Consider the following 21,792-nt stretch of genomic DNA (forward strand, 5'->3'; position numbering starts at 1 on the left):
AAAATGGCGGGGGGGCTTTTTCTTCCACTCCGTTATCACCAACCCGCCCCGCGTACCGTCTCACGTGGTGCAGGCCGCCTGGTTCAGCGTGACGGCAGAGGGCGCGCTCGTGGTGCCGTTGGCGGTGAAACCGAGTGACACGGCCGCACCCGCACCCAAAGACGGGCTGTGCGACGGCGCCCTCACGGTCACCGTGGTGCCGGTCTGGCTGAACGTGCCGTTCCAGCCGTTGGAGATGGTGACCCCGCTGGGCAACGTGAACGCGACGGTCCACGGGTTGGCCGCACTCGTCCCGGTGTTCGTCACGGTCAGCGAACCCTGGAAGCCGCCCTGCCACGAGTTGTCCAGCTTCCACGCCGACTTGCACGCGCCCGTGCCGCCACCAGAGGTCGTGGTCGTCGTCGGGCCGGGTCCACCGGTGGGCGGGATGAGGTACGGCTGCAGGATGTTCTGCTTCGCCTGGTTGACCGTCGTCCAGTCGTCGCCGACGATGCCGCCGGTGTCACCGGAGTTGGGGTTCCACGACCAGTACGTGAACGAGATGCCGTTCACGCCCGAGCCGGTGTAGGCCATCAGGTTCTCCAGCCACACCTTGTCGACCGGGTTGGCCAGCGTGGTGCCGAACTCGCCCATCATCAGCGGCGCGATGTTCTGCTTGTGCAGGTAACCCCAGTACTTGTCCCAGATCCCCGGCATGTTCGCCGGGTAGTCGGGCGCGCTGAACCACGGCTGGTTGTAGACCGAGGTGGCGTACTCGTGCGGGGAGTAGACCAGCCGGTTCGGCACGGACAGGCGCACCGGGAACTGGCCCGCCTTCGACAGGTTCCCGCCCCACCAGCCGCAGTCCTCGTCGTTGGACGGGTCGCCGTCCCACACGTTCGACAGTCCGCCGCTCGGGCAGCTCACGCCCTCGACGAAGATCAGCCAGTTCGGCTGCACGCCCAGGATCGCGTTGCCCGCGCGTTCGGCCGCGAGCCGCCAGTCCCGCCCGGTGTCGCCGCAGCCCCAGCACGAACCGGTCGCGGCCGGGTTGGTGCCCTCGGCGTGCGGCTCGTTGTGCAGGTCGGCGCCGATCACCGTGGTGTTGCCCGCATAGCGCTGGGCGAGCATCTTCCAGTCGTTGATCCACGTGGTCTCCGGAACGCCCGCCGTGTACCAGAGCGCGGTCTGGCCGGCGCTGGTCGGCCGGTGCCGGTCGAGGATCACCCGCATCCCCTTCTGTCCCGCGTAGCCGATCACCTTGTCCAGGATCTGCAACGGGGACAGCCCCACCAGGTCGGGGTTGGTGTAGTCGTTGATGCCGGTGGCTTTGGCGTCGGGTTTCAGCGAGTCGTTGGAGAACGGGACGCGCAGGGTGTTGTAGCCCAGCTGCGCCATGTGGTCGAGCTGCTGGCGCCACGTGACGCTCGCCCACAAGCCGTGGAACGTCTTGTTGTCGGTCTCCATCCCGAACCAGTTGATGCCGGTCAGCCGGACCGTCGCACCGGTGCTGTCCAGGATCCTGCTGCCGCTGGTGTGCAGGTATCCGGCGCCCGTGCCGCCCGCCGCCAGGCTGATGGCGACCATGCCGCTCGCGGCCACCACGGCCGAGATCAACGCGCCGAAAACCTTGTGCCGCCGCTTCATCCGCTCTCCTTTGAGCTCATGGCGTGGTGTGGCAGAGAGTTCCGTTCAGCCGGAAAGCCGCCGGCGCGATGTTCGGGCCGGTGTAGTTGCCGACGAATCCGGCGCTGACCGTCGCGTCCGGTTCGATGCGGGTGGAACCGGTGACGGTGACCGTGTTCCCGGTCTGGGCCCACGTCGCGTTCCAGCCAGATCCCACCTGCTGCCGGCCCGTGGGCCAGTCGAAGGTCAGCGTCCAGTTCGAGAACGGCTGCGTGCTGGTGATGTCGAGGCCGCCGACGAACCCGCTGCTCCAGTCGGACGCAGTGGACAGTCGCACCGCGCAGGAGCTCTGGGCCGGGCTGCCGGTGGTGACGGTGAGCGGGGGAGAGGCCCACGACACGGCACCGGCGGCGTTGCGCGCCAGCACGTTGACCGTGTACCTGGTGCCGGGGTCGAGGTTTCCGGCGGTGAACGAGGTGCCGGACGTCTCGCCCCACTGCTCGCTGGTCGTGCCCAGCTGACGGTGGACCTCGTACTTCACCACGCCGGGCACGGACGGCCAGCTGATCGTCGCGGTCCGGTCGGTGGTCGATCCGGTGGGTTGTCCTGGTGCGGCGGGAAGTCCGGCCGTGCCGGCCGGGTGCAGGATCAGCGTCGTGAGTGAGAACGGCGGCAGCGTCCGGCTGGTCGCGGTGCCATCGGTCGACGTCACGACAGCGGTCGCGCCGTTGGTGAACGTGTGCACGGTCGGCGTGGCAGCGGAAGGTGTGTAGCCGGCGTAGTCGATGGCGACCGTGTGCGGGTTGTTCTCGTCGGAGTTGAGCAGCATGACCGCGAGGTCGCCGTTCGGCCGGCGTGCCGCGTGCGCTCTGACCGACGGGTCGCCGGAGCCGGCCCGGACGAGCTGGTCACCTGGGCGGGCGAACAGGCTCAGCATCCTCAGCGCGTGGTAGGGCGCGAACGGCGTGTTCAGCGGCGGCTCGCAGGCGCCGCCCTCCAGGCATCCTCCGCTGGACAGCAGCCCGAAGTCGTCGAAGTCCGGCTGACCGCCCACGGTGGACGCCTTGCCGGGTCCGTTGTGGACGTTCCACCAGTCGACGTTGAAGACACCGTTCTCCAGCAACGAGGTGTAGGCCTCCGCCGCGAACAACGCGCCCGGCTGGGTGTTGCGGCCGTACGTCGTGTTCAGCTCGGTCATGGCGATGCCGAGGCGGCCCGCGTCCGGCCCGGCGTACCGGCTGATCTGCTGACGCAGCAGGTACATCATGTCGGTGACCTGGTCCGTGCTCGCCAGCGCCTGCTCCGTCGTCGACCCGCCCGGATACCAGTGCACGATCACGAAGTCCACGTACGGGCCCGCGATCGACAGCACCGTCTGGTTCCAGCTCGCGGCGTCTCCGGTGCCGACGACGGCGTCCGGCCAGTTCGCGGGTGTGGTGAGCACCGCGCCGATCTTCACGGTGGGGTCGACGGCTTTCATGGCCTGGGCGAACGCGACGGTCTCCCTGGCGTACCCGGCCGGGCTCTTGTCCGCGTGGTCGTCGGCTTCCCAGTTCGCACCGTAGTGGCCGTTGCCGTAGAGCTCGTTGCCGATCTCCCAGTACTTCACGCCGTAGCCCTTGGTGATGTTGGCGTACCGCACCCAGTCGGCGGCTTCCTGCGGCGAACCGGTGCCGTAGTTGGCGATGACGATCGGCTGTGCCTGTGCCCTGCGCACCCCGGCCATGAAGGTGTCGAAGCCGGTGTCCGGTGCCACGTACCCGCCGGGAGCCGTGTGGGTCTGCCAGTGGTAGATGTCGCCGTACGAACCGCCGGGGTAGCGCATCATCCGCACGCCGGCGTCGCCGAGCAGGTCGTTCACCGCGTTCGTGCCGAGCTGGCTGTCCCAGATCGCGTGGTTCGCGCCGATCGCGGTGTCCGGCACGGTCGCGAGCCCCGCCTTCGCGTTGACCACGACGGTGGCTTCCGGTGCGCCGGCCGCCGTGCCGACCACCGCGGGCAGGCAGGCCGCGACGAGCACGGTCACCAGGAGAAGCCTGCTTGCCATCCGCACCACGTCCTCGTCGACGGTTCTGGGAGCGCTCCCAGAGTCCTGATTCGGCCATCGGCGGTCAAGACGGCGTTCGCATCGACCGTCGAATCGAGTCGAATGCCGTTGCGGCACTGGGCGAGCGTCCGAATGATCTCGGTCAGCGTCCGAAGATCGGCTCGCACCCACGGAGGTTCTCGATGGCGGTCCTGCCCCCGCGGGTGTTGTTCGGCGCTGCCTACTACCACGAGTACCAGCCGTACGACCGGCTCAAGACCGACCTGGACCTGATGGTGGAGGCCGGCTTCACCGTCATCCGGGTAGGCGAGTCGGTGTGGTCGACCTGGGAGCCGGAGAACGGCAGGTTCGACCTGGACTGGCTGCAGCCGGTGCTCGACGGCGCCCACGAACGCGGGATCTCGGTCGTGCTGGGCACCCCGACGTACGCGGTGCCGCCGTGGCTCGCCCGCCAGTATCCGGAGATCGCGGCGCAGCGGGCCGACGGCAGCCGCGTCGGCTGGGGCGCGCGGCAGGAGGCCGACTTCACCCACCCCGCCTTCCGCTTCCACGCCGAACGGGTCACGCGCAAGATCGTCGGCCGGTACGCCGGGCATCCCTCGGTGATCGGTTTCCAGGTGGACAACGAACCGGGCGTGCACCTGCTGCACAACCACGGCGTCTTCCAGCGCTTCGTCGACCACCTGCGCGCCACCTACGGCGACGTCGAGAACCTGAACCGCGAGTGGGGCCTGGTGTACTGGTCACACCGGCTGTCCACGTGGGCGGACCTGTGGACGCCGGAGGGCAACGCGCAGCCGCAGTACGACGTGGCGTGGCGGGCGTTCCAGGCGCGGCAGACCAGTGAGTTCGTGGCGTGGCAGGCCGGCATCGTCCGCGAGTACGCGCGGCCGGAGCAGTTCGTGACCACCTGCCTGCACTACCCGCACGTCGCGCTGGACGACGACGAGCTGACCGACCACGTGGACGTCACGGCGGGCAACCCGTACTACGACATGCAGGACGCGCTCACCCTGCCGGACCCCGAGGACGACGCGCAGGGCTGGAAGACCCGTGGCGTGTGGGCGTTCTACCGCGGCGCGGACTGGATCTTCTCGTCCCGCCAGGAGCCCTTCCTGGTCACCGAGACCAACGCCGGGAACATCGGTGGCACGGCGGACAACCGCCCGGCCTACGACGGCCAGTGGCGCCAGGCCGCGTGGGCCTTCGTCGCGCGCGGTGCCCGGATGATCGAGTACTGGCACTGGCACACGCTGCACTTCGGCGCGGAGACCTACTGGGGCGGCGTGCTTCCGCACAGCGGCCGTCCTGGTCGCGCGTACGCCGAGATCGCCCGGCTGGGCGCGGAGCTCGCCACCGCGGGCGCGACGGTCGCGGGGATCGAACCGGACGCCGACCTCGCGATCGTCTGCTCGGCGCCGAGCAAGTGGTACATGCAGAAGTACCCTCCACTGTCCACTCCGGACGGAAACCCGGACACCGACGCGTACCAGCGGATCTTCGACGCGTTCTACCGAGGGGCCTTCGAGGCCGGACGGCAGGTGCGCGTGGTCCACGCCCGGCAGCTGCCCGCGACACCGCCGGACGTTGCGGCACTGAGCAATCCAGTGCTGGTCGTGCCCGCGCTGTACCTCGCCGACGACGCGACCGTCGACTGGCTCGCCGCCTACGCGCACGCGGGCGGCCATCTGGTCGTCGGACCCAGGACCGCCTACGCCGACCACGAGGCGAGGGCGCGGCACGAACCGGCTCCAGGGCGGCTGGTCGACGCGGCGGGCGTCTACTACGACGAGTTCAGCAACCTCTCCCGCGACCTCCCGGTGCGTGCCACCGCGCGTTCGCCGCTCGTCCTGACGGCGAACGCGGTCGCCACCCGATGGGTCGAGGGGCTCACCGTCGTCGACGCGGACGTGCTCGTCGAGTACGACCATCACCACTTCGGCCGCTGGGCAGCCGTCACCACGCGCAGGCACGGGAACGGGCGCGTCACCTGCGTCGGCACGGTTCCCGGCCGCGAGCTCGCCGCCGCGCTCGCCAGGTGGCTGGCGCCGACGCCTCAGGCCGGATGGCTCGACCTCCCCGCCACGGTCACCGCGACCACGGGCACCTCGCCGGACGGGCAGCGCGTCCACGTGGTGCACAACTGGAGCGGCGATCCCGTCGAGGTCGCCGCACCGGTCGCGCTCACCGGCCTGCTGGACGGCAGTGGTGTCGCGGCCGGCGAACCCGTCCGGCTCGGCGTGCGCGACGTGCGGGTGTTCGTGGCCCGTCAGTAGGTCACTTCACCGCCTTCTCGGCGCCCTGCACGGCGGTGCGCCACGCCTCGTCGGCGTTCTTGCCCTGCTCGACCGACTGCAGCGCCGGGGTGAAGACGGTCTCCTGGATCTGGCCGTCGGCTGGACCCTTGTACTGCGCCGCGACGACTTTCTTGGCCTGAGCCGCGAACAGCGCACCCGCCTTGACGTCACCGAAGTAGGCGTTGGACTGCTCCAGCAACGCGGGCGCGTCCAGTGCCTTGACCTGACTGGGGAACGTGCCCTTCGCCTGGAACGCCTTGATCTGCTGCTCCGGCGCGGTCAGCCAGGCGGCGAGCTCGGCGGCCTTCTTCGCGTTCTTGCTCTGCTTCGGCACGGTCAGGTACGAACCACCCCAGTTGCCGCCTCCGTTCGGGAACCCGCCCGCGACCGCCCACTTCCCCTGGTTCTCCGGCCCTGCCTGGGTCTCGATCACGCCGAGCATCCACGACGGGCACGTCTTCGTGGCGAACCGGCCGAGCTTGAACGCGGTGTTCCACTCGGGGCTGAACGCCGCGAGCCTGGCCGACTGTCCTTTCGCGACTGCCCGGGTGACCGCGGTCCAGTCCGCCCTGATGTCCGGGTTCGACTCGACGACGAGCTTGTCCTGCGTGTCGAAGTAACCGACCTCGTGCTGGTTGTGCATGGCGTTGTAGACCTGCGCGACGCTGTCGAACCAGGCGACTCCCGCCACCTTGGCGACGAACTGGTCACCCGCGGCGAAGTAGCTGTCCCAGGTCGAGAACAGCGCCTTGACGCCCTCCGGGTCGGACGGCAGACCGGCCTGCTGGAACAGGTCCTTGCGGTAGCACATCGCCAGCGGGCCGATGTCCGTGCCGTAGCCGACCAGCTTGCCGTCCTTGGTGGTGACCGCCGCGGTCTTCCACTTCAGCCATCTGTCGTCCTCGACTCTCGGGCCTATCTCGTCGAGGTCGTTGAACTGGCCGGCCTTCGCCATGACCTGGCTCAGGTACCCCTCCTCGACGGCCTCGACGTCCGCCAGCCCGGACCCGGCGCCGAGCTTGGTGAACAGGTTCTGGTGGTGCGGCTGCCCCTGGCCGGTCTTGCGCTGCGTGATCTTGACGTCCGGGTGCGCGGTCTCGTACTCGTGGAAGAGGTCCTCATACCCGAACTCGTTGAAAGTCGCGATCGTCAGTTCGGTCCTGCCGTCCGCTGACCGACTTGAACCGCAGGCGGTCGCGAACATGGCGGCACACATCACGACGCTGATCCAGCGCAGGCGCACGGCAGAACTCCCTTGATCGCGACGATGAGATCTGGGAGCGCTCCCAGACGTGCGGAGGAGTTTCACTCCCGACACAAAGTCGTGTCAAGACGCTCAAGCGCCAGGGCAATCCGCTAGCCGGCTGGAAGTGCCCCCGCCGTTGGCCGGAGCCTTCGGCGGATTCGATTCGACCGCCCGGTCCAGTGTTCGACGTATTCGACAGTGTGCGTGAATCTGTTAATTGTTCTCGTTCAAGCCATTCGACAGTGCCTGGTCAGGTGTGCCTAGGATGGGGTGAGTGGGCGACAATTCGAATGACAGCTCGCCATCCGGTAAACCTGACAAATTGACCGCGGTAGTGGCCATTCAAGCCGCTAAGGAGCAATTCGGTGCGCTGATCGGCAGAACACCGGAAGCTGTTTCGGGTATTCGCGCGCTGCCGGACGGCGGCTGGTCGGTGCTGATCGACGCCGTCGAACTGGAACGCATTCCGGCCACCACCAGCATCATCGCCACCTATCGCGTCGACGTCGACGCGACCGGTGCGTTGTGCGGCTGTGAGCGGCTGCGGCGCTACACCCGAGGGACTACCGACATGTGACGGGACGGTTTCGAGGTGGACAACAGACCCAGTTCGCTCGCGGACACGCTGGAACGCGTTCTGGACAAAGGCGTGGTGATCGTCGGCGACATTGCCGTGTCGGTGGTGGACATCGAGCGACGCACGTCACCGCGGATGGCGACCTCGATCTCGGCTTGGTGTCCCGGCCCGGCTGGAGATCCAGGTGATCCTGCAGTCCCTCGTCACCCGCGTCGAGAAGATCGCGTCCACAGGCGAGCCGGAGTGGGCGCTGAACACGGCTGGCGAGCCTCACCACTGATTGATCCATCAGCACTGTCATGCAGTACCTTTCATGTATGGCCACACCGCGATCCGGCAGCGCCGAGCCCGCCACACGCACAGACCGGCGCAAAGCCCAGACCCGCCAGAAGCTGATCGACGCGGCGCGTGGCTTCCTCGCCGGTGACGCGCATGCCACGGTGAGCATTCAGGACATCACCGACGCCGCCGATGTGGGTTTCGGCTCGTTCTACAACCACTTCTCCAGCAAGACGGAGTTGTTCGAGGCGGCGGTGTCGGCGGTGCTGGAGGAGCTCGGCCGGCTCCTGGATGGCCTGAGCAGCAACGTCGACGATCCGGCGATGGCCTTCGCCCAGTCGATGCGGTTGACCGCGCGCCTCGCGGTGACGCGGCCGGAGACGGCACAGGTGCTGGTGCGACACGGAATGGCCTACATCGACGCGGACGAGGGGCTGGCTCCGCGTGCCCTGCGCGACATCGAGGCCGGGGTCGCATCCGGCCGCTTCCAGGTCGGTGAGCCGCGACTGGCTCTCGCGACCACGGCCGGCGCCCTGCTGGCTGTGCTGCACACGTCGTTGGTGAACCCGGATGGCGTCACCGACGCGACGTGCGACGAGGTGGCCGAACAGTTGCTGCGAATGCTCGGAGTCCCGCTGGTGGAAGCACACGAGATCGCGACGGCACCGCTGCCCGACGCCTCGGCCGTCAGCCAGGTCTGATCGTGGGTGGTTGTGGTCGTCTTGGCGATCGGCGTTGTAGCCGTGTCGGAAACCGCTGTTGCGAAGCGCAACTACAACTCCGGCAACTGCGCGCCTCCTGCACGACGATCTCCGTGCCCAAGTGCGGGGGCACTCCGGGGCGCGCAGGTTGAACCCGAGCCCGATGCTCACCTCGCCGACGGGTTCGGCATCACGACTGCGGAGAACCTGCAGGTCACAGTGATGGGGCAGACCGCCGTCAAGGGCTTCTGCCGGAGCAGCTCCACCGGGCAGCGCTCGAAGATGCCCTCGACGTCCACGGTGCCGTGCTTGACGCATTGACCGCGGACCTCGACGACCCGGCCCAGGTCTTCGCTCAGGGCTTCCGGCTCACCGGACGTCTGCGTCGCAGGCTTCCTGAGCTCAGCAAGGTCCTGCTGTACTGCGGATTCGAGCTGTCCAGTATGGACAAAGGTCTCGTTCCACGGGTCCGCCGCGACATCGAGGCCGCCACGCGTGTTGGTCGGTTCACCGCAGGCGACACCGACCTCGCCGTCGTCCACGACCCGGAACCCGTCGGAGACTGGAACGCTGTAGTCCGTCGGGTGCCGCAGGCCGATCAGGCGGCCTGACTGGCGGCGTGGGCGAGTCGGCGGCGGTGTGGGTCAACGCTCGCCTTTGCGTTGTGCCGGGTTCGGCAACGGCCGCGCGACGATCTCCCTGGCCTCCTGTCCGGACAGGCCGAACATGCGGAGCAGGTTCACCGCGACCTCGTCGGCGGCGTGGCGGACGCCGGGAACGGGGTCATCGCCGAGGGTGTTGAGGACGCCGAGGATGGCGCCGCTGGCGCAGGCGAGTGCGATGGCGGGGTTGTCGATGTCGAAGCGACCGGCTTCCTGGGCTTTGGCCAAGTCGCGTAGTGCGCGCGGCCCAAGACTGGTTGGAGCGTTGCGGTAGGCCGGTGCGGCGTTGGTGATGATCCGGGCGATCTGCGGGTGGGTCTCGTGCAGCAGCACGGTGAGTCGCACGCTCGCGGCGAACACCTGGGCCAGGTCGTCGTAGTCGGCGGTGATCTCGTCGAGAAGCGCACCGTGCTCCTCCAGGACTTCCACGACTGCGGCTTCGAGTAGTTCGGCCTTGGTGTCGAAGTGGTTGTAGAAGGAGCCGAAGCCGACATCGGCCAGGTCGGTGATCTCCTGGATGCTCGCCTCCGCGCTGCAGCCGCGGGCCAGCAACTGCCTGGCGGCGGCCAGGAGCGCGGCGCGGGTACGTGCTTTGCGCCGGTCGAGTCGGTTCACAACAGGTCTCTCGCTCACGGTGCGAGGTTAACACAACTCTGATGATCACATCAGCTTTGATGAGTCTTGACAGTTACGCCTCGGTAACTGATGATTTCATCAGTTACATGGAAGGGGTCATCAATGACGGCACGAGCCAGTAGTGATCGTGTAGATGTGCACAGCGGCCTGCACAGCGACCAGGGCGCGGTGCGGGGAGATCGGCCGCACCGCGCGAAGAACCCGGTTGTCAAGGTCGAGGACCTCGCCTGGCTGGAGTTCGAGAAGCCCGACCTCGACGCCGCAGAGCGGTTCGCCTACGACTTCGGGTTCGCCACCGCTGCCCGCACTGCGGACACCTTGTACCTGCGCGGGGCACTGGCCGGCACGCACTGCGTCGTCATCCGCCAGGGCGCGAGGTCACGCTTCGTCGGCCCGGCATTCAAGGCGGTGGACGTCGCCGACGTGCACCGCCTGGCGAAGGCGACGAACAGTTCCGCACGCGAGCTTCGCGGCCCCGGCGGCGGTGTCGGCGTCGATCTGGTTGACCCGTCGGGTGTCCCGTTGCGCGTCGTCGCCGGTGTGGCCGAACTGCCGGAACTTCCTCTTCAGCGCCCGCTGACGGTGAACGCCGGTGGCGAGGTCAGCCGGGCGAACGCGACCCAGCGCCCGCCTCGTGAACCCGCGCGCATCGAACGGCTCGGTCACGTCGTGCTGGAGTCGGCGCGGTTCAACCGGGCACTCGACTGGTACCAGCAGCACCTCGGGCTGATCGTCAGCGACTTCCTGTACTTCCCCGGGCAGCGCGACCGCGGGCCGACGATGGCGTTCATCCGCTGCGATCGCGGTGCCACCCCCGCCGACCACCACACGCTGGCGATGTCGCTCGGCCCTGGCCGCAAGTACATCCACTCCGCCTATCAGGTCGCCGACCTCGACGCGCTCGCCGCCGGCGGCGAGTACCTGAAGGAGCACCGGTACAAGCACTCGTGGGGCATCGGACGGCACATCGAGGGCAGCCAGATCTTCGACTACTGGCGCGACCCGGACGGGTTCCTCGTCGAGCACTTCACCGACGGCGACATGTTCGACAACGCCGTCGAGCCCGGCTGGGCGCAGATGTCGGCCAGTGGCCTGTCGCAGTGGGGACCCGCGGTCACCCGCGACTTCCTCGAAGTCAATCCGTCCATGGCCAGGCACGTCCTGTCGGCGCTCGCGGACGGCGACAACGAGTTCACCGCCCAGCGGTTGCTGGGTCTGATGAAGGTGGCGCGCTCATGATCAACCTGATTCGTCACGCCGAGGGCTGGGGCGTCGTGCGCGGCGAGCAGGTCCTGCCGTTGCCGGGCAGGTACCCCACCACCGCCGATGTGCTCGACGGGGGCGTGCGGTCTGCCCGCGCTCTGCTGGCCGACCCCGACCCCGACGCCGCGTCCGTGCCGCTCGCCGGCATCACCCCGCTCAACCCGTTGCCGGATGCGCGGGTCCACTGCCAGGGCGCGAACTACCGCTCGCACATGGTCGAGTCCGGAATGGACCCCGACCGGGCGTTCAACATGCTGTTCACCAAGTCGACGGCGTCGCTGTCGGGCGCGCACGACGACATCGTCACGCCCGCGCACGTCCGGCTGCTCGACTACGAGGTCGAGCTCGGTGTGGTCATCGGGAAGCCGATCACCGGGCCGGTGCGGGTCACCGCGGCCAACCTCGCCGACTACGTAGGGGCGTTCGTGGTGGGCAACGACGTCAGTGCGCGCGATGTTCAGCTGCCGCAAGGCCAGTGGTACAAGGGCAAGAGCTACCGCACGTTCTGCCCGATCGGACCGTACCTGTGCGTGCCGGAGCGAGAGGAGGTCGCGCGGTGGAGCGAGCTGCGCCTGACCCTGTCGGTCAACGGTCAGACGAGGCAGAACGCACTTGCTGGCGACATGGTGTTCAAGCCTGCTGAGACGCTCACGGAGTTCTCTCAGCTCGAGACGTTCGCGGTCGGCGACCTCATCCTCACCGGCACGCCGGGCGGTGTCGCGCTGCAGCCGCCGGGCGGGATCGCGCAGAAGATCTCCGGACTGCTGCCGGAGGCCAAGAAGTGGGAGCTGTTCGTGAAGGGGCAGTCCCGCAGCGGCGCCTACCTCAAGCCGGGCGACCGGTTGGTCAGCACCATCCGCACCGACGACGGCGTTCTCGACCTCGGCGCCCAGCACAACACGGTGCGGTAGTCGTGGAACACGTCCCCGTCGTCATCATCGGCGCCGGCCCGACCGGCGCGAGTGCCGCGATCATGCTCGGCCGCCGCGGCATCGGCACGCTCGTGCTCGAGCGGTGGCCGGACATCTACCCCCTGCCGCGTGCCGTCCACTTCGACGACGAGGTCTTCCGGACGTTCGCGGGGATGGCCCTGGCGGACGAGGTGCGCGCGATTTCCCGGCCGGCTCCTGGCATGCGCCTGGTCGACTCCCGACAGCGGGTGCTCGCCGACCTGTGCCGCACGCGGAAGGTGCACGGCTATCCGCAGGCGAACATGTTCGACCAGCCGGAGCTCGAGGCGGTGCTGCGCAACGCAATGGGCAAGTACGAGTCGGTGCGGTTCTGGGGTGGCGTCGAGGTCGTCGACATCCAGCACCTGGACGCGAAGCGCGTGCACGTCCGGTACCGCGAGACGGAGACGGGCGCCGAGCACGAGGTGTCTGCCGACGCGGTGCTCGGCTGCGACGGTGCGAACAGCATCACGCGCGGCGTCGTCGGTGCGCGCATGGAGGACCTGCACTTCGAGCAGCAGTGGCTCGTCGTCGACGTCAGCACGCCCCGTCCGCTCGACGTCTACGACGGCGTGCAGCAGGTGTGCGACAACGACCGCGCCGCGACGTTCATGCCGGTGACGCCCGGCCGCTACCGCTGGGAGTTCCGGCTCAAGCCCGGCGAACGGCCCGAGGACTTCGACCACGACGCCGTGCTCGAACTGACCCGGCCGTGGCTCCGGGGTGCTGACGTCGACGAGCTCACCTTCATGCGCCAGACCTGCTACACGTTCCGCGGAGTCGTGGCGGACCGGTGGCGCGACGGGCGGGTGTTCCTGCTCGGAGACGCCGCGCACCAGACCCCGCCGTTCATCGGCCAAGGCATGTGCGCCGGCATCCGCGACGCCGCGAACCTCACCTGGAAGCTCGCCCTTGTCCTGACCGGTGCGGCCGACGAGCGAGTCCTCGACACCTACGAGGCGGAGCGCCTGCCGTACGCGCGCCGCGTCGTGCGGATCGCGATCGGGGTGGGGGCGGTGATGACCGGCGGACCGACGCGGTTCACCCGGCCGCGCAACGCGCTCATCCGGGGCGCCACCAGGCTGCTCGGCACCGAGGACCGGCTCGTCACCACGTTGTGGCCGACGTTCGCGCCCGGTCCGCTGGTGCACGACGGCGGGCGGCTGCGCAAGCGCACCGGCGACGTGTTCGGCCAGCCCGTGGTCGCCGGTGCGCGACTCGACGACGTGATCGGCGAGGGCTGGGCCATCGTGCATCGGGGCCCTGACCGCATCACCGCGTTCGACCCGGACACCCGTGCCTTCTTCGACCGTCTCGGCACCGTCGTCGTGCGCCTGTCCGACGCCGACTCCGAAGCGAATGCGCTGCTGGACCACCTGCGCGCCGACGCCGTGCTGCTGCGCCCGGACCGCGTCGTCGCGGCCGCCGGCGACACGCCCGATCTCCGCGTCTGGCAGCGCCGACTTGTTGCCGCCGGCATCGCCCCCGCCACTGGAGAGGCCGAACGATGACCTACAGCTCCGTCGGAGAACGCTTCCTCGCGCAGTGCGCCGCGTCCGGCGCGCGTGAGGCGTTCCGCGCACCCGGTCACGGTGGCGGTTGGCAGTCGCTGACCTGGTCCGAGACCGCCGATCGTGCCCGCGACCTGGCCGCCGGGCTGCTCGCCCTCGGAGTGCGGCCCGAGCAGCGGGTCGCGATCGCCGCGGCCACGCGGCTGGAATGGGTGCTCGCCGACCTCGCCGTCACGCTGGCCGGCGCGGCCACCACCACGGTCTACCCGAGTACCAACGCCGAGGACGTCGACTACATCCTCACCGACTGCGCCGCGGTGGTCGTCTTCGCCGAAGACGCCACGCAACTGGCGAAGCTGCGCTCCGGCAACGGTTTCGTCGGCGACGTGCACCACGTCGTCCTGTTCGACGGCGAGAGCGACGGTGACGCAGTACTGAGCCTCGACGGGCTCGCCGAGCTCGGACGCCACCACCTCGGCAAGCACCCCGATGCGGTCGACCAGGTCCTCGCCGCGACAGCCCCTGAGCACCTCGCGACGATCATCTACACCTCCGGCACCACCGGACGCCCCAAGGGTGTCGAGCTCACTCACGCGAACTGGCTCTACCTCGGCGCCGCTATCGCGTCCGAGGGCGTGATCCGCCAGGACCACCTGCAGTTCCTCTGGCTGCCGCTCTCGCACGTGTTCGGCAAGCTGTTGCTCGCCGCTCAGTACGAGATCGGCTTCGTCACCGCCGTCGATGGTCGCATCGACCGCATTGTCGACAACGTCGCCCTGATCAAACCGTCCTTCATGGCCGCCGCGCCCCGCATCTTCGAAAAGATCTACAGCCGCGTCATGTCGACCACCGACGCGGCCGGAGGGCTGCAGGCGAGGATCGCGAAGCGCGCCTTCGCCATCGGCATCGACGCCGTGCGGCGCCGGCCGCAGGGCCGTCCGGTACCGATGCGGCAACGCGCCGAACTCGCCATCGCCGACCGACTCGTCTTCGCCAAGATCCGCGCACGTCTCGGCGGCAACCTCGAGTACCTCGTGTCCGGCAGCGCCGCACTGGCACCTCAGATCGCGGAGTGGTTCGCCGCTGTCGGCCTGCCGATCCTCGAGGGCTACGGCCTGACCGAGACCAGCGGTGCCTCCTTCGTGAACCGGCCCGGCAGCGTCCGGATCGGCACCGTCGGCGTCCCGCTGCCTGGCACGCAGGTCCGCATCGCCGCCGACGGCGAGATCCTGCTTCGCGGCTCCGGCGTCATGCGCGGCTACCACAATTTGCCCGACCAGACAGCCGCGGTCATCGACGCGGACGGCTGGTTCGCCACCGGCGACATCGGCGAACTCGACGCCGGGGGATACCTGCGGATCACCGACCGCAAGAAGGACCTGGTGAAAACCAGTGGCGGCAAGTACATCGCGCCCACCGCGATCGAGTCGGCGATCAAAGCCGCCTGTCCCCTCGTCTCGAATGCCGTCGTGATCGCCGACGGCCGCAACTTCGCCAGCATCCTGCTGACGCTCGACCCGGACGCGGTCTCTGCCGGGACCGACCCGCACGTGACCGTGCAGCGTGCGATCGACACGGTCAACGCCGGGCTCAACAGGTGGGAGACCGTCAAGCAGTACCGCATCCTGCCGCGCGAGCTCAGCGTCGAGGCCGGGGAGCTGACGCCGAGTCTGAAGATCAAGCGTGCCGTGGTCGTGAAGAACTACGCGGCCCTCGTCGACGACATCTACTCGGGAGTCGGCCACGATCACCGGCTCGGCTGAGGAGCGCGAGGTCGAAGCGATCGCGAAGAACGCGGGGTGTAGCACGGCCCGGCCTACGTCGGCGCCGACGTAGGCCGGGCTCCACGTGCACTGCGGGACATCGAGGCCGGCGTCGAGGCCGGCCGTTTCACCGTCGGGTCGCCACGGTCCCGTTGCCCGACGCTCCGGCGATCGACCGCGTGTGACCGGCTCACGCCGGCAGTTCGTCGATACTGGCCGGTTCCTGCTGCCCGATGCCGTTGAAGGTGTGGCGGAACTCGCTCGATCGCGGGTAGGCCGAGCGCCGGGATCGCATGATCGAACCGAGCGGCCGGTGCGCTTCCAAGGCGTGCCACGGGGTGAAGGACAGGACGTCGTCGGCATAGCGGCGGCGGGCGTCGCTGTAGGCGTCCTGCGCCGGCAGGTGCAGGCTCGCCACCACCTGGTGGGGTGAGAGCTCTTCCGGCCACAGCACAGACGCGTTCTCCACGGGCATCCGGTCAGCATCCGCGCACAACTGTGCCCGCAGTTCGTACTCGGCGTCCTGCTGGGCGAAGAAGTCCACGACCTGATCACGCAACGCGGACTCACCGGCGTTCTTGTCGACCGGCCGCCCGGTCAGCGCCCGCACGTTCGCCGATCGGGGCGCGGCCGAGATCTTGGCGACGTAGTCGCCGTAGCGCAGCGCGGCCATGGAGTGGAAGGTCTCGCCGAGGATGTGGTCGTTGGCGGCGGCGAGGGTCTCGATCTGTGGTGGCAACGGCCGGCCGAGGTGGGTCAGCGCCTTGGCGGCAACGCGGGCGCCCAGGCCGGCGATCTGGAGTTGCTGGTCGCTCTGTCGCGGCTGCGATTCCAGCAGCTTCTGCAGCTTGGCGTACTCGCCGATCGTGCCGAACGGCAGCGTGGGGTGGTTGACCAGCAGGAAGTCCTGGGTGGTGAACCCGTCGTCGACCGCGCGCGGGCCGGGCGCGCCGATCACCTTGATCGCCAGGCCGCGTTGCACGGGAACCTGGTCGGACCGAAGGTCTCCCGGGGCGGTGGAGAACCGCACGATGACCGGATAGGCGCGTTCGGTGGCGAACAGGCCCTGGGCCAGGTGCTCTGGCAGGTCAGCCTTGACCCGCAGAACGCCTGCCAGGACGCCGTGGCTCTTGGCGTGCGCGTCGCGCAGCCCGTGCCGGTGCTTGGCCGCGACCTGCTGGTTGGCGTGCAGCATCGCCGTGACGACCTGACGGATCAGCTCTTCCTCGTCGGGGAACGGCTGCTCCAGGTCTGGCCGATAGCGGACATAGGACGTTGAGGCGCTCATGAGAACTCCGAAACAGAGAACCGGGGGAATCAGCCGGCCAGCCAGTGGATGGCAGACAGGCTGGGCATGAACAGATATTCGCCGCCGCGCAACGTGTTGAAGCTCTGGATGCCGTGCACCCGGCGCGGCGGCGTGCCGGGCACCGTGAAGTACGCGCCCTTGTCCTGCAGCGAGATCATCGGGTCCTTCTCCTTGCCCAGCCCGACGAAGTTGCCGGAGTTGACCCACTCGCTCTGGAGGAACTCGACGTTGTCGATCGCCCGTGCGCCCAGGGCGATGAAGTCCAGGCCACGATCGGCACCGTCGTCGGCGAGCACGGCCGAGGCGACCGGATCGCCGAACGAGGTGGAGCGCCGGATGATGCGGCGGATGTTGACGTCACTGAGAACCTCCAGTTTCGTCGAACGGGGGTTCATCCGGCGGATGTGCGAACCCAGCGGGGTGCGAAGCCCGCGCGGGTCGTCGGCGTAGTCGAAATCGTTGATCCGCCGCGGGTTCGAGCCCAGAGCCGCGTCGTCCTTCTCAGGGGCGAGGGCCAGCGGTGCGCCGCTGCGCCAGCGGCCGACCAGCTTGGCCGCGAGCAGTTCCCGGTCCGCCTCGGTCGCGGCGTTGTCCCGCAGATAGCGGTTGAACGCGGCGACATGGGAGTGGTACTTGCGGAACACCACGTAGGTTCCGTTGCGGCCCAACACATCCGGTGCCGGGGTTGGCAGTGGCAGGCCGGTCTCGCTCGGGTGTCCCAGGACGAACTCGCCTGCCTTGATCGGCCGCCCGTCACCCGGCAGGGACTCGGCGCCGCTGCCCTCGACCACCGGCTGGGAAAACCCGTCCCGGTAACCGAACACGTTGAAGCCGGTCGCCCCGAAGTCCTGATGCGACAGCAGCCGCACCCCGGCCAGGTCCCGCAACTCCCGCTCGTAGCCGGCCACGGTGCTGCGCCAGTCGTCTGCGTTGTCGGCGTAGACGCTCACCGCCAGATGGACTCGTCCGCTGCCCCAAGGCGCTTCCCAGTGCCGTGGCGCGTTGGGGCCTGTATCACGCAGTCGTTCGGCACGCGCGGCCATGCCGGCACGGAAGTTGGCAGGGAACGAGTCCAGCGACGCCTGCGGCACGCCGAGCGCCACCAGTCCGGGATAGCTGACGGCCAGTGCCATCCAGGACGATTGCGGTTCGTCCCACCGAGCCGCAGAACTCACCAAGGGCGCCAACCGTCGCAGCAATTGCCTTCCCGCAGCCTGGTCGGCTATCTCGATGATCGCGTGCGTGCCGAAGTAGGGCTCGGGCCTGGCCCGCAGCAGCGTCGCCTGGATGTCGTCCAGCTCCAGTGTCGGGCGCCGGGTTCGGCGCCGGAAGAGGTCCATCTCCGGTAGCCGGTTCAGTTGAGGGCGCCGAGAAAGGTCTGCACCGTGGCGTCCTGGCGCTTGAGTCGGTTGACCTCGGCGACGGTCACGTTCGGGTGGGACACGAACCACGCTTCGGCCGGGATCTGGAACTGGGTGATGAAGTCCTTCACCGCGGGCGAGGTGATGCCCGGCCAGCCTTCGACGTTGCTGAACAGGTAGTCCATGAACTCGGGGATCTTGGTGGCGAAGTCGTCGATGTAGGGGTCCCACTCGCCGTCGTAGGCGGTCGCGAACAGCAGCTTGGTGTCGTTGTCCAGGAACACGAAGCGCATGTTGTGCAGCGTGCCGACCTGACCGGCGCCGGCGAGGTTGCCACTGACCAGCGAGAAGAACTTCCGCAACCGCGCCGCGCCGTTGGGCTTGAGCGGCATGATCACCGTCAGCTCCGAGACCTCGCCGCTCTTCGCGCCGATCCGGCCGGCGGTGGTGACGGCGTGGTCGGCCTGCTCGGCCGAGTCGCTGAGAATCTCCGCGATCTTCAGCTTCAGCGCGATCTTCGCGTCCGACAGCACCGTGTCGACCTTCTCGCGAACGGTGGCCGGAAGTGTCTGGAACCTGCTCTGAAGGTCCTGCTCGCTCATCGTGTGCCTCCTCGTGCCCTCGCGCCGCCGGTCGGCCTGCGCGACCTCCTCAGGCTATGTACTCATGATGAAAGTGTCAATTCTGATGAACTCATCATCCGCGATGGTGTGATTCAGGTAGCGGCATGTAGCGTGAGGTCATGCGGGCGTCGTCACGGGTCCGGTGCTCGTCGGCACCCACGATGGTGAGGGCCGCCTCGCCTGCACCGGCCACGTCGGAACTGGCTTCAGTCAGGCGGAATTGGCCGATCTTCAGCGAAAGCTGATGAGGTTGGGGCGGCTCACCAGCCCGTTCGACGTCGAGGCGCCGCGTGAGCGCGCTCGCGACGCCCGCTGGACCGAACCAATGCTGGTGGGCGAGGTGGAGCTCGGTCAGCGGACATCGAACGGTCGGTTGCAGCATCCGGCATTGTGCGGAACGCGTGCCGATCGATATCCGCTCCGCGTGCGATCGTCGTGCGACCGACCCAGTTCAGCCGAGCGGAACCCGGCTGATGTCGTTGCCGGCGTGCCTGCCCAGTTCGCTGGCGGCGTCAGCCTGCAGTTGCCCCGAGTTCGGTCGCACGGGAGCGGCCAACCCTGACTCAGCGACTGCTCGGCGTGGTCTGCCTTGGCGCAGTGAAGTTGTATCGCCCGGAACCGACGGTCACAACGATGGTCTTCCTGCCCGGATCATGTGTGATGCCGAGGATTCAGGCGCCGCGTGCAGCGGTCTGCCGGACTCCCTCATTGAGGCGCGAGCCCGTGTTACGACGGCTCGTCGGCGCTTGCATCCTCATCATCCTGTGGTGCCGCCTCCTCAGACGGAGGAGGCGCGATTGCCTTCGGGCGCTTGGAACCCGAGATCGGCTTTCGTCCGCGGAACGGGCCGATATAGCGCCATCATCTCGTCTCACACGTTCGAGTGCACTTTCTGCTCGCATGCAGAGGAGACCGACACGGTCGGCCGACACCTGGACTGCGAGATGGCTGCCCGCGGGTGAGCACTTGGCTCGTTCGGAGTTGGTGAGTCCTGCCCGTGGTTCGTGCGCCTGCTGGTGGCTGGGGGAGTGACCGCTGAAGGGAGTCGTGCCGCACCTGGCGCTGGTGTGAGCACTTGACCATTGGCTGCTGGCGTTCTCCCGATGTCGTTCTGATCGAGTGGAGGTAGGCGGGATGTTGTTCGCCGGTGATGACTGGGCTGAAGGTCATCACGACATCGAGATCATGGACGCGAGGGGCCGGGCGTTGGTGAAGGCTCGGCTGCCTGAAGGGGTTGAAGGGATCGGCCAGTTGCATGGGCTGATCGGTGAGCGGATGGGCTCAGACACTAACCCGGAGCAGGTGTTGATCGGGATCGAAACCGATCGGGGCCCCTGGGTGGCGGCGCTGGTGGCTGCTGGCTATCGGGTGTTCGTGGTCAACCAGCGGCAGACGGTCCGGTTCCGAGAGCGATTCTCGCCCTCTGGTGCGAAGAGCGATGCCGGCGACGCGCATGCGTTGGCGGACATGGTCCGGACTGATTCACACCAGCTTCGTCCAGTTGCTGGCGACAGCGACCTGGCCGAAGCCATCAAGCTCCTGGCGCGCTCATCAGAGCCTGATCTGGGACCGCCAGCGGTTCGTGGCCAGGTTGCGGGCGCACCTGCGCGACTTCTTTCCCGCGGCGCTGGCAGCGTTCGGGGAAGAACTCGCCGCCGCCGAAGCATTGGACCTGCTGGGACAGGCACCAGAACCGGACCAGGAGGTGCCGAAGCTGTCGCTCGCGAAGATCACCGCCGCCTTGCGCCATGCGAGGCGGCGCAAGATCGATGAACGAGCCCGGAAGATCCAGGACGGGTTGCGTTCAGAGCAGTTGCGCCTGCCAGCGACCGTGCAGCAGGCGTACGCCGTGACCGTGAGCTCGCTCGTCGCGATGATCACCACGACCGTCGAGCAGATCGACTACCTGGAGCAGGAACTGACCGACCGCTTCCACGAACACCCAGACTCGGCGTTCTACCTCTCCCAGCCTGGCCTCGGTGTGGTCCTGGGCAGTCGCGTGCTGGGCGAATTCGGTGACGACCAGGACCGCTATGCCGGGCCGAAGGCGCGCAAGAACTACGCCGGCACCAGCCCGATCACCATCGCTTCCGGCTGCCGAAGCACCGTCAACGCCCGCTACGTGCGCAACACCAGACTCATCGACGCACTGATGCGCCAAGCGACGGCCGCGCTCGCAGGTTCACCCGGCGCACGTGCCTACTACGACCGCCAACGAGCACGAGGGCTCCCACACAACGCCGCCCTACGGCACGTCAGCAACCGCCTCGTTGGGATCCTCCACGGCTGTCTGGCCACCCGCAGCCTCTACGACGAGGCCACCGCCTGGGGGCACCACACCGCGGCCGCAGCGGCCTGATCCCTTAATCCCAGGGATGTCTCGGGCCCGTTTCGGGCTCGCAAGCGGGGGTCCTGCAGGATGTGTCGCGGGCGGTCACCGTGATCATCGCGGCGGTCGTGGGGCTGACGTTTCTCTTCGGGTTCGGCAACGTTCTGAGTCTGGCGCTGCGGCTGGGAGTGCCGGTGTGGGTGGCTCCGCTCATCGCGCCAGCCGTCGACTTGTCGATCCTGGGGCTTCTGCTAGCGACGAGGCATCTCGCCTTGAATGGCGCTTCGGTGGAGGATCTCCGGCCGTTGCGCAGGTTCACGCTGTTCGTCAGCGCGGTCTCGTTGGCGCTGAACGTTGCCGAGCCCGTTCTGTCGGGCGACTACGGCAAGGCGGCGTTCGACGCGGTGGGGCCGATGCTGCTGATCGGCTGGGCCGAGGTCGGGCCGCAAGTCTTGCAAGCGCTCGCCCGAATCCAGGTATGTGCGGTGCCCGTTGACGAGCGACTGGTTGATGGCGATGACGAGCCCGCTGCCGCGTGTGCTGATGCTGATCTCTCCCGTGCGCGTCGGGCTGACGCGAGGCACTGGGCGCGGCATCGGCGGCCGATCTCGGCGGATGCACTTCGCAGGGAGT

Annotated in this window: 16 protein-coding genes and 3 pseudogenes; 12 read left to right on the plus strand and 7 right to left on the minus strand. The window is 68.3% G+C overall.

All coding sequences use genetic code 11. The annotated features are described in order from the left end of the window. Positions 1-60: 60 nt before the first annotated feature. Positions 61-1,626, minus strand: a complete 1,566-nt coding sequence (locus ABZX92_RS37565; protein ID WP_355570224.1) for a cellulase family glycosylhydrolase — start codon at positions 1,624-1,626, stop codon at positions 61-63. Between the two features lie 16 nt (positions 1,627-1,642). Beyond that, the gene (locus ABZX92_RS37570) at positions 1,643-3,652 is read right to left on the minus strand and encodes a cellulose binding domain-containing protein (RefSeq protein WP_355570225.1); all 2,010 of its coding nucleotides are present in this window, start codon (positions 3,650-3,652) and stop codon (positions 1,643-1,645) included. A 182-nt stretch (positions 3,653-3,834) separates the two neighbouring features. Between ABZX92_RS37570 and ABZX92_RS37575 the strand changes: the two genes are divergently transcribed. After that, a complete protein-coding gene (locus tag ABZX92_RS37575) occupies positions 3,835-5,928 on the plus strand; it encodes a beta-galactosidase (protein ID WP_355570226.1) in 2,094 nt (697 codons plus the stop codon). Position 5,929: 1 nt separating this feature from the next. Here ABZX92_RS37575 and ABZX92_RS37580 read toward each other — a convergent pair whose 3' ends face one another. Continuing rightward, entirely contained in the window at positions 5,930-7,165 is a 1,236-nt protein-coding gene (locus ABZX92_RS37580; RefSeq protein WP_355570239.1) for an ABC transporter substrate-binding protein, read from the minus strand. A gap of 304 nt (positions 7,166-7,469) precedes the next feature. Between ABZX92_RS37580 and ABZX92_RS37585 the strand changes: the two genes are divergently transcribed. The 4 genes and pseudogenes from ABZX92_RS37585 to ABZX92_RS37600 all read left to right on the plus strand — a co-directional run bounded on the left by ABZX92_RS37585 (position 7,470) and on the right by ABZX92_RS37600 (position 9,363). Continuing rightward, complete coding sequence (locus ABZX92_RS37585; protein ID WP_355570227.1) at positions 7,470-7,772, plus strand: gas vesicle protein; 303 nt, start codon at positions 7,470-7,472, stop codon at positions 7,770-7,772. Positions 7,773-7,787: 15 nt separating this feature from the next. Beyond that, a pseudogene (gene gvpJ / locus ABZX92_RS37590) lies at positions 7,788-7,889 on the plus strand (gas vesicle protein GvpJ); the annotation flags it as partial. A 200-nt stretch (positions 7,890-8,089) separates the two neighbouring features. Further along, complete coding sequence (locus ABZX92_RS37595; RefSeq protein WP_355570228.1) at positions 8,090-8,752, plus strand: TetR/AcrR family transcriptional regulator; 663 nt, start codon at positions 8,090-8,092, stop codon at positions 8,750-8,752. A gap of 305 nt (positions 8,753-9,057) precedes the next feature. Next, positions 9,058-9,363: a hypothetical protein gene (locus ABZX92_RS37600; RefSeq protein ID WP_355570229.1), complete on the plus strand. Its 306-nt coding sequence runs from the start codon at positions 9,058-9,060 to the stop codon at positions 9,361-9,363. Positions 9,364-9,396: 33 nt separating this feature from the next. Here ABZX92_RS37600 and ABZX92_RS37605 read toward each other — a convergent pair whose 3' ends face one another. Then, positions 9,397-10,047, minus strand: a complete 651-nt coding sequence (locus tag ABZX92_RS37605) for a TetR/AcrR family transcriptional regulator (RefSeq protein ID WP_355570230.1) — start codon at positions 10,045-10,047, stop codon at positions 9,397-9,399. Positions 10,048-10,152: 105 nt separating this feature from the next. Here ABZX92_RS37605 and ABZX92_RS37610 point away from each other — a divergent pair, with 105 nt between their 5' ends. The 4 genes from ABZX92_RS37610 to ABZX92_RS37625 are packed head-to-tail and all read left to right on the plus strand — an operon-like array spanning position 10,153 to position 15,537. Beyond that, a complete protein-coding gene (locus ABZX92_RS37610) occupies positions 10,153-11,289 on the plus strand; it encodes a VOC family protein (RefSeq protein WP_355570231.1) in 1,137 nt (378 codons plus the stop codon). Beyond that, complete coding sequence (locus tag ABZX92_RS37615) at positions 11,286-12,224, plus strand: fumarylacetoacetate hydrolase family protein (protein ID WP_355570232.1); 939 nt, start codon at positions 11,286-11,288, stop codon at positions 12,222-12,224. Before ABZX92_RS37610 ends, ABZX92_RS37615 begins: the two co-directional genes overlap by 4 nt. A gap of 2 nt (positions 12,225-12,226) precedes the next feature. Further along, positions 12,227-13,774, plus strand: a complete 1,548-nt coding sequence (locus ABZX92_RS37620; RefSeq protein ID WP_355570233.1) for a bifunctional 3-(3-hydroxy-phenyl)propionate/3-hydroxycinnamic acid hydroxylase — start codon at positions 12,227-12,229, stop codon at positions 13,772-13,774. Beyond that, a complete protein-coding gene (locus ABZX92_RS37625) occupies positions 13,771-15,537 on the plus strand; it encodes a long-chain fatty acid--CoA ligase (protein WP_355570234.1) in 1,767 nt (588 codons plus the stop codon). Before ABZX92_RS37620 ends, ABZX92_RS37625 begins: the two co-directional genes overlap by 4 nt. Before the next feature lie 190 nt (positions 15,538-15,727). Here ABZX92_RS37625 and ABZX92_RS37630 read toward each other — a convergent pair whose 3' ends face one another. Genes ABZX92_RS37630 through ABZX92_RS37640 form a run of 3 tightly spaced genes read right to left on the minus strand, consistent with a single transcriptional unit; the run spans position 15,728 to position 18,809 of the window. Further along, complete coding sequence (locus ABZX92_RS37630) at positions 15,728-16,825, minus strand: catalase family protein (RefSeq protein WP_355570235.1); 1,098 nt, start codon at positions 16,823-16,825, stop codon at positions 15,728-15,730. A 29-nt stretch (positions 16,826-16,854) separates the two neighbouring features. After that, positions 16,855-18,186: a peroxidase gene (locus ABZX92_RS37635; protein ID WP_355570236.1), complete on the minus strand. Its 1,332-nt coding sequence runs from the start codon at positions 18,184-18,186 to the stop codon at positions 16,855-16,857. Positions 18,187-18,200: 14 nt separating this feature from the next. Continuing rightward, positions 18,201-18,809, minus strand: a complete 609-nt coding sequence (locus tag ABZX92_RS37640; protein ID WP_355570237.1) for a hypothetical protein — start codon at positions 18,807-18,809, stop codon at positions 18,201-18,203. A 163-nt stretch (positions 18,810-18,972) separates the two neighbouring features. On the opposite strand from ABZX92_RS37640, the gene ABZX92_RS37645 reads away from it, so the two are divergent. From ABZX92_RS37645 to ABZX92_RS37655, 3 genes and pseudogenes are all read left to right on the plus strand, one after another. Next, on the plus strand, positions 18,973-19,392 hold the full coding sequence (locus ABZX92_RS37645; protein WP_355570238.1) for a hypothetical protein: 420 nt from the start codon (positions 18,973-18,975) through the stop codon (positions 19,390-19,392). A 572-nt stretch (positions 19,393-19,964) separates the two neighbouring features. Next, positions 19,965-21,189, plus strand: a pseudogene (locus tag ABZX92_RS37650) (IS110 family transposase). An 80-nt stretch (positions 21,190-21,269) separates the two neighbouring features. Next, positions 21,270-21,792: pseudogene (locus ABZX92_RS37655) on the plus strand (hypothetical protein); the annotation flags it as partial.

The sequence above is a fragment of the Lentzea sp. NPDC006480 genome (assembly GCF_040611995.1).
Classification (GTDB): Bacteria; Actinomycetota; Actinomycetes; order Mycobacteriales; family Pseudonocardiaceae; genus Lentzea.

What these genes read in the sequence shown, in the direction of transcription:
- ABZX92_RS37565 (WP_355570224.1), bottom strand. Translation starts at nt 1,626, where the DNA reads ATGAAGCGGCGGCACAAGGTTTTCGGCGCGTTGATCTCGGCCGTGGTG.
- ABZX92_RS37570 (WP_355570225.1), bottom strand. Translation starts at nt 3,652, where the DNA reads ATGGCAAGCAGGCTTCTCCTGGTGACCGTGCTCGTCGCGGCCTGCCTG.
- ABZX92_RS37575 (WP_355570226.1), top strand. Translation starts at nt 3,835, where the DNA reads ATGGCGGTCCTGCCCCCGCGGGTGTTGTTCGGCGCTGCCTACTACCAC.
- ABZX92_RS37580 (WP_355570239.1), bottom strand. Translation starts at nt 7,165, where the DNA reads ATGTGTGCCGCCATGTTCGCGACCGCCTGCGGTTCAAGTCGGTCAGCG.
- ABZX92_RS37595 (WP_355570228.1), top strand. Translation starts at nt 8,090, where the DNA reads ATGGCCACACCGCGATCCGGCAGCGCCGAGCCCGCCACACGCACAGAC.
- ABZX92_RS37610 (WP_355570231.1), top strand. Translation starts at nt 10,153, where the DNA reads ATGACGGCACGAGCCAGTAGTGATCGTGTAGATGTGCACAGCGGCCTG.
- ABZX92_RS37615 (WP_355570232.1), top strand. Translation starts at nt 11,286, where the DNA reads ATGATCAACCTGATTCGTCACGCCGAGGGCTGGGGCGTCGTGCGCGGC.
- ABZX92_RS37625 (WP_355570234.1), top strand. Translation starts at nt 13,771, where the DNA reads ATGACCTACAGCTCCGTCGGAGAACGCTTCCTCGCGCAGTGCGCCGCG.
- ABZX92_RS37630 (WP_355570235.1), bottom strand. Translation starts at nt 16,825, where the DNA reads ATGAGCGCCTCAACGTCCTATGTCCGCTATCGGCCAGACCTGGAGCAG.
- ABZX92_RS37635 (WP_355570236.1), bottom strand. Translation starts at nt 18,186, where the DNA reads ATGGACCTCTTCCGGCGCCGAACCCGGCGCCCGACACTGGAGCTGGAC.
- ABZX92_RS37640 (WP_355570237.1), bottom strand. Translation starts at nt 18,809, where the DNA reads ATGAGCGAGCAGGACCTTCAGAGCAGGTTCCAGACACTTCCGGCCACC.